Below are 7175 nucleotides of genomic sequence, written 5' to 3' on the forward strand. Positions count from 1 at the left end.
TTCTCGTACTCGCGCGCGCTTCCAGCGGACCGGACAGCGGCGCCTCCAGCTCCAGCACCACCCCGCCCGGCAACTGCACGAAGATCTGTGCGGCAGGCCGCGCGGGGTGTTTTCTGACCTGGTGCGGCACGCCGCTCTGACGCACGGCGGCCAGCACATCGGCGGCATCCTTCCCGGTGCGGAACGCGATATGCGAAAACACCAACTCCGGCGTATCACCTTCCTGCGTCACGAGATGGACCAGCGCATCGTCGTTCTGGTACAGCCATGTGCCGGGAAACGGAAACACCGGGCGCGGCCCCGGTTTCCAGCCCAGCACATCAGCGAAGAATTTCAGGATGGGTGCCTCTCCTGCCACGTGAAAGTTCACGTGGTCGAAGGTCCAATCGCTGTCAGTCGTCATAGCAAACCGCCTCCTTCAATGTCGATGATGGCGCCGGTCATGAAGCCGTTTGTCATGGCCAGCAGATAGCCTTGCGCGAGGTCTTCCGGCGTGCCGACACGGCCGACCGGCAAGCCACTGCCGATGCGCGCGAGCATGGCCTGCCGATCGGCCGGCGCGCCCCACACTTCCGTATCCACCACGCCGGGGCTGATCACGTTGACGCGGCGCGGTGCGAGTTCCTTCGCCAGGTTCTTGGCGGCGGCTTCCACTGCAGCATTGATCGAGCCACGCAGCAGCCCGGTTGCCGTCGCCTTGCGCGAGAGCAGGCCCGAGGTGAGCGTAATCGATGCGCGTTCTGTCAGATACGGCAACGCAGCTTGCACCGCCATCAGTGCCGCAAACAACTTGGTGCCGAAGGCCTGCTCAAGATCGGCACGCTGCAACGAAGCAAACGGCGGCGGGCTCGTGCGCGAGCCGATGGTGATGACAAGGTGATCGATCTTGCCGCTGGGCGACAACTCGGCTGCCTGCGCCAACGCGCTGCCCAGCGACGCCGTATCGTTCGCGTCGACGGCAATGCCGTGCGTGCCGTCCGTCGCTTTGGCCGAGCGCCCCAGCACCGTCACGCGCGCGCCCTCGGCTGCCGCCGCGCGTGCCACCGCCTGGCCAATACCGGCCGTACCGCCCAACACCACCACGGACTGGTCCTGCAAGGTCTTCGAAGTCATGCCAATGCTCCTTTGAGAAGAAAAAGAAAAAACCGTCAATCGACTGGGGCCATTCTTTCATCAAACAAAAGCAAGATAATCTGGCTATGCTTTGATGATTCTCCAAATCTGCTTTGACAATGATCGCCCTCGACGACCTCCGCCTGCTGGTGCGCATTGCCGACGCCGGCAACCTTTCCGCCGCCGCGCGTCAGCTCGGCTGGCTGCCCGCCACCGCCAGCGCCGCACTCAAGCGCGTGGAAACCGAACTCGGCGCCCGCCTGTTCGAGCGCACCACGCGCAGCATGCGTCCGACCGAAGCCGGCCAGCGTTATCTGGGGTATGCAAGACAGGCGCTGGAAGCGCTGGACGAAGGCGCCGAAAGCCTGGGGCAGGATCGCACCGAGCTGTCCGGCCCCATCCGCATTGCGGCCACATCCGACCTGGGGCGGCACATCCTGCGCCCGTGGCTCGATGCCTTCTGCGACGAGCATCCCGGCGTGCGGATCACGCTGGTGCTCGGCGACCGGCTGGCCGACCTGATGCGAGAAGACCTCGACTTCGCGCTGCGCTATGGGCATCTGCAGGATTCGGCGCTGGTGCGGCGGCCGCTTGCGTCGCATCCGCGTGTGATCGTGGGCGCGCCGTCGTATTTCAAGCAGCACGGCCGGCCTGCCCACCCGAGCGACCTCGCCGACCACCGCTGCCTCATCCTCCTGCGCAACGGCGAGCCCGTCACCCGCTGGCAACTCACGCACGCCAGCGGCCCCGCCCCGATCGACGTGCGCGGCGATTTCCAATGCGACGACGGCGCCGTGGTGCGCGACTGGGCGATCGCCGGCCGCGGCCTGGCCTTCAAGTCGTGGCTGGATGTCGCGCAAGACGTCAGCGCGGGCCGGCTGGAGGTGGCCTTGCCGGCATGGAGCCATGCCCCCACGCCGCTACAGCTCGTGGCCCTGGCGCGCCGCCATCGGCCCGCGCGGCTGACGGCATGTGCAGACTTCCTCGCCGCCCGCTTTGCGGAGTTCAGCGCGCGTTACCCGTTCCCGGCTGCAAAGACGGCAAAGGCGGCAACGGCATCGCCCAAACCCGCCAAAGCCAAGTCGGCCGTCACCGCGAATACGTAGACGTTCTTATTGGTTGTTGCGGCGGCGGACCACCCACCAGGCCACGATGCACGTAAACGCCGCCACCAGCCCCACCATCAGCCAGAAGCCGTGATGGTTGTCGGCCAGCGGCACGCCACCCACATTCATGCCGAAAAGCCCTGCGACGATGTTGATCGGCAGGGCCAGCACGGTCACCAGCGTCAGCGTGAACAGCGTCCTGTTGTTCTGCTCGTCCAGGCGCGCAATCACCTCTTCCTGCAGCAGCTTGATGCGCTCGATCAATCCGCTCATGTCGCGCAAGACGACGGAGAACTCCTCGGTCGATTCGCGTAATTGCTGCACATCTTCCGGATGCAGCCACGCCGGCGGCCGGGCCAGCAGGCGAAAGACCGAACCGGGCTCCGGTGCCAGCATGCGCTGCAGACGCACCAGCACGCGACGGGTGCCCGCAAGCTCCTGCCGCCCGGAGGTGATCTTTGACGCAAGGAAACGGTCTTCGATGCGGTCGATGTCGATGCCGGTGGTGCGGACGATCTGCGTCATCAGGTCGGCCTGATCGCACATCAAATGCCCCAGCAGGTCCGCTGGCGAGCGAAACGTCTCGCCGCTGCGCACGCACTCGCGCAAGCGGTCGACCGAATGCAATGGCTTGCGGCGCAACGTCACCAGCAGGCGCCGGTGTGCGTATACCCACTGCGTCGCCACCTGCGTGGGCGTGCGCTCGAAATCGAAGATCACATCATTGAAGACAGCGACGAGCGCACCGTCCTGCTGCTCGATGCGCGTGGAGTGCGCCTCCTCGCCCAGCAACTCGAGAAACGATTCGGGCAGATCAAGATGGCCCTGCAGCCACCGCATGCAGCCAGCGCGCGACAGGTTGAAATGCAGCCAGATGAACGCGTCGTCGGCATCCTCGTTCTCTGCACGCTGGAGCGCATCCGCAATCTCGGACGAATCCAGCGCCACGCCGGGCTTGCCCGGTTCGAAGCGAAAACCGCAGATGAAACCGGTGTTGTCGGATTGGAAACTGATCGCGGACGCAGTCGCAGTCATACATCGGAAGAGAAGACGGTTGCCAGGAGGCGCAGGCGCTGGACAGTGGCACGCCGAATGCCATCAATCTGTCATAAACCGGCGTGGTTACGCCATTTGTGCGCCGCAGCCCCGATGAGTGCGTCCGCCCTTGCGTTCGTCAACGCCCGTCTGCGAATGCCGCTACGGCGTCGTCCAGGGCCACCTCCGCCATCGCGGCGAATACGTGGTCCCGCAGCCAGCGGCTGGCGGCATCCTGGTCGCTGTTGGTGTGCCAGTACAGATACAGCTCCAGCGGCTGTACGTTGAACGGCAGCGGCAGCATCACGTTGCCATACGGCTCGTTGGCGATGCGCGCGTAGCGGATCGGCAACGTGGCGAGCAGATCCGTGCAGCTCACCACGCGGCAGGCGGCGGGGTAATGCTGGCAACGCAGCCGCACGCGCCGCTCGTGCCCCAGGCGGCGCAACTCCACGTCTTCCAGCCCGGCCCCACGGCGCCGCGACGACACATGCACGTGCTCGCACGCGAGGTAGCGCTCCAGCGTCAGCGGTTCGTTGGCGATGGGGTGGCCGGGGCGCGCCAGCACCACCATCGGGTCGGTCAATAGCGGCGCATGGCGGATGGCCGGAGATGCCGGCACCAGGATGTCCGCCGCCGCGTCGATGGTGCCGGCCAGCAGTTCGGTTTCGAGCTGGCGGCGGTCTCCGCGCACGGTGGTCACGTCGATGCGCGGCGCCTCCTTGGCGATGGCGGCCATGAGCGGCGGCAGCAACGTCGCTTCCAGCGCATCGCGCATCGACAGCGTGAAGCGGCGCTCACTCGTGGCGGGGTCGAAGCGCGTGCCCTCACGCAGGGTGCGCTCAAAGCCCTGCAGCGCTGTGCGGACTTCGGCGATCAGCGTGCGCGCCAGCGGCGTCGGCACCATGCCCTGCCCGCGCCGTTCGAACAGCGGGTCGTCAAACAACTCGCGCAGCCGCCCCAGGGCGTGGCTCACCGCCGGCTGCGTCAGGTTGAGCGTGCGGGCGGCCGCCGTAATCCCGCCTTCCGTATAGATGGCGTCGAAAACGACAAACAGGTTCAAATCGACGCGCGATATATGCATGACATTGATGGACCGCAATCTACGAAATTCATTTCTCTTATTGTAGGCGAAGGCTTATTCTGCGGACACCACTTGTGAGTTGCGCCGCGCGCCATGACCACAACCCCTCATCTCGCCGTACCGACGGGCTTTGAACTGCTGAACAAGCCGAGCCCCTTCCTGACGATGCTGGGGCCGGTGTATGCCAAGGGGATGGGCGCGTCGATGGTGATGGGTTTCCACGTACAGCATCACCACCTGAATCGGCGCGGCATCCTGCATGGCGGCGTGGTGGCATCGCTGGCCGATGCGGCGCTCGGTTACTGCCTGGCCGAACCCGGCGAAGGCACCGGCGGCGCGCTGGCCATGTCGACCGCCAGCCTGACGGTGGATTTCATCGCCTCTGCCGGAGAAGGCGACTGGATCGAGATCACCCCGGAGGGATTGCGCACGGGCAGCAAGCTGGCCTTTGCGCAGGCCCTCTTCCATCGCGGCGACCGGTTGATTGCGCGCGCGAGTGCCGTATTTGCCGTGCTCGGCGGACGTGTTTGACGCATGGCCGAGCCCGTCTGTCTGAACTGAGTTGATGGTTGCCCGTTCGAGGCGCTTGTTCGATGTACTGAGGAGACACCATGAATTTCGATTACACGCCCAAGGTCAAGGAAATGCAGGCACGCCTGCTTGAATTCTTTGACCAGCACATCTACCCGAACGAGCACCGCTTCCACGAAGAAGTCGAAGCCAACCGCCGTGCCGGCAACGCGTGGATTCCCACCAAGGTCATCGAAGAGCTGAAGCCGCTGGCGCGCAAGGCCGGGCTGTGGAACCTGTTCCTGCCGCGTTCGCCGCGCGCGCCCGAAGGGCTGTCGAACCTCGAATACGCACCGCTGTGCGAAATCATGGGCCGCGTGCCCTGGGCGCCGGAAGTGTTCAACTGCTCCGCGCCCGACACCGGCAACATGGAAACGCTGGAGCGCTACGCGTCCGAAGAACTGAAAGACCGCTGGCTGGAGCCGCTGCTGCGCGGCGAGATCCGCTCCGCCTTCCTGATGACCGAGCCGGCCGTGGCCTCGTCGGACGCCACCAACATCGAATGCCGCATCGAGCGCCAAGGCGACGAGTACGTCATCAACGGCCGCAAGTGGTGGTCGTCGGGCGCTGGCGACCCGCGCTGCGCCGTCTACATCGTCATGGGCAAGACCAACCCCGACGCCGGCCGCCACGAGCAGCAATCGATGATCGTGGTGCCGGCCAACGCGCCGGGCATCACCGTCATGCGCCCGCTGAGCGTGTTCGGTTACGACGATGCGCCGCACGGCCACATGGAAGTCGACCTCAAAAACGTGCGCGTGCCGGTGGGCAACATCCTGCTCGGTGAAGGCCGCGGCTTCGAGATCGCGCAGGGCCGCCTCGGCCCGGGCCGCATCCACCACTGCATGCGCAGCATCGGCGTGGCCGAGCGTGCGCTGGAGCTGATGTGCAAGCGCCTGTCGTCGCGCATCGCGTTCGGCAAGGCCATCGCGCAGCACAGCGTCTGGCACGAGCGCATTGCCGAAGCCCGCTGCATGATCGAACAGGCCCGCCTGCTGACGCTCAAGGCCGCGTACATGATGGACACCGTCGGCAACAAGGTCGCCAAGGCCGAGATCGCGATGATCAAGGTCGTGGCCCCGAACATCGCGTGCCAGATCGTCGACTGGGCGATCCAGGCACACGGCGGCGGCGGCGTGTCGGGCGACTTCCCGCTGGCCTCGGCCTACGCGCACCAGCGCACGCTGCGCCTGGCCGACGGCCCGGACGAAGTGCACCGCGCGGCCATCGCCAAGCTGGAACTGGCCAAGCATCTGCACAGGCTTGCCGATGTGGCAGACATGCCAGTCACGCGCGGCGCGTAAGGCCGGCACCACGGATCACTCCTTGCCCCCGCGTCAAGCGGGGTTTTTTTTTGCCCGCGCAAGCCGTCAGCGCGTTTCGACGTTCTGTGCTTGAATGACCGGCTCTCCCTTCTTACCTGCTCAGGAGCACGCAAGTCATGATCGACGTCTATAGCTGGGCCACGCCCAACGGGCATAAGGTGCACATCATGCTGGAAGAATGCGGGCTGCCGTACCGCGTTCACGGCGTCAACATCGGTGCCGGCGACCAGTTCAAACCCGACTTCCTCAAGATCAGCCCCAACAACAAGATCCCGGCCATCGTCGATCAGGATGGCCCGGACGGCAAACCGATTTCGCTGTTCGAATCGGGCGCGATCCTGCTGTACCTCGCCGGCAAGACGGGCAAGTTCCTGCCCGAGGACGTGCGCGGCAAATACGAAGTGCTGCAGTGGGTGATGTTCCAGATGGGGGGCGTCGGCCCGATGCTCGGCCAGGCACACCACTTCCGCATCTACGCGCCTGAGAAGATCGAGTACGCGGTCAATCGGTATACGAACGAAGCGAAGCGTCTGTATGGCGTGATCGACAAGCGCTTGTCGGAATCCAAATACTTGGGCGGGCCGGAGTATTCCATCGCCGATATTGCGACGTGGCCGTGGCTGCGGAGCTGGAAGAACCAGGGGATCGAGCTGTCGGATTACCCGAAGCTGCAGCGCTGGTTTGAGGCCATTGAAGAACGCCCGGCCGTGCAGCGCGCGGTGAAGGTGCTGGCCCAGGAACGGCCTGCGGTGCAGGACGACAAGGCGAAGGAGATTTTGTTTGGGGCTACGCAGTATCAGCGGCGTTGATTCGGCGTTTTCCTTTGCTGGAGGGGCTGCCTTGTTTGGCGGCCTTTTTTGTTTTTGTGGTTGGGGTTTTGTTTTGTTCCCCTGCGGGGGCTGGCTCTTGTGGTGCATCTCTATTTCACCCCCTGCCGGGGGC

At 65.1% G+C, this 7175-nt stretch carries 7 protein-coding genes and 1 pseudogene; 4 read left to right on the forward strand and 4 right to left on the reverse strand.

What is annotated here, in order from left to right; genetic code table 11:
* Nucleotides 1-16 precede the first annotated feature (16 nt).
* Nucleotides 17-403: pseudogene (locus FUT88_RS23655) on the reverse strand (glyoxalase); the annotation flags it as partial.
* The gene (locus FUT88_RS23660) at nucleotides 400-1113 is read right to left on the reverse strand and encodes an SDR family oxidoreductase (RefSeq protein WP_147218859.1); all 714 of its coding nucleotides are present in this window, start codon (nucleotides 1111-1113) and stop codon (nucleotides 400-402) included. The pseudogene FUT88_RS23655 and the gene FUT88_RS23660, both read right to left, overlap by 4 nt.
* Nucleotides 1114-1232: 119 nt before the next feature.
* Here FUT88_RS23660 and FUT88_RS23665 point away from each other — a divergent pair, with 119 nt between their 5' ends.
* A complete protein-coding gene (locus FUT88_RS23665; RefSeq protein ID WP_147218861.1) occupies nucleotides 1233-2219 on the forward strand; it encodes a LysR family transcriptional regulator in 987 nt (328 codons plus the stop codon).
* 6 nt (nucleotides 2220-2225) lie between these two features.
* Here FUT88_RS23665 and FUT88_RS23670 read toward each other — a convergent pair whose 3' ends face one another.
* Together FUT88_RS23670 and FUT88_RS23675 are read right to left on the reverse strand one after the other, a co-directional pair.
* Nucleotides 2226-3254 carry a transporter gene (locus tag FUT88_RS23670; protein WP_147218863.1) on the reverse strand — a complete coding sequence of 343 codons (1029 nt, stop codon included), beginning with the start codon at nucleotides 3252-3254 and terminating at the stop codon, nucleotides 2226-2228.
* Nucleotides 3255-3393: 139 nt separating this feature from the next.
* On the reverse strand, nucleotides 3394-4338 hold the full coding sequence (locus FUT88_RS23675; RefSeq protein ID WP_147218865.1) for a LysR family transcriptional regulator: 945 nt from the start codon (nucleotides 4336-4338) through the stop codon (nucleotides 3394-3396).
* 93 nt (nucleotides 4339-4431) lie between these two features.
* On the opposite strand from FUT88_RS23675, the gene FUT88_RS23680 reads away from it, so the two are divergent.
* The 3 genes from FUT88_RS23680 to FUT88_RS23690 all read left to right on the forward strand — a co-directional run bounded on the left by FUT88_RS23680 (nucleotide 4432) and on the right by FUT88_RS23690 (nucleotide 7042).
* Entirely contained in the window at nucleotides 4432-4869 is a 438-nt protein-coding gene (locus FUT88_RS23680) for a PaaI family thioesterase (RefSeq protein WP_147218867.1), read from the forward strand.
* Between the two features lie 80 nt (nucleotides 4870-4949).
* A complete protein-coding gene (locus FUT88_RS23685; protein WP_147218869.1) occupies nucleotides 4950-6212 on the forward strand; it encodes an acyl-CoA dehydrogenase family protein in 1263 nt (420 codons plus the stop codon).
* Nucleotides 6213-6349: 137 nt separating this feature from the next.
* Nucleotides 6350-7042 carry a glutathione binding-like protein gene (locus tag FUT88_RS23690; RefSeq protein ID WP_147218871.1) on the forward strand — a complete coding sequence of 231 codons (693 nt, stop codon included), beginning with the start codon at nucleotides 6350-6352 and terminating at the stop codon, nucleotides 7040-7042.
* Nucleotides 7043-7175 lie beyond the last annotated feature (133 nt).

Source organism: Ralstonia sp. TCR112, assembly GCF_007997035.1.
Classification (GTDB): Bacteria; Pseudomonadota; Gammaproteobacteria; order Burkholderiales; family Burkholderiaceae; genus Ralstonia; species Ralstonia edaphi.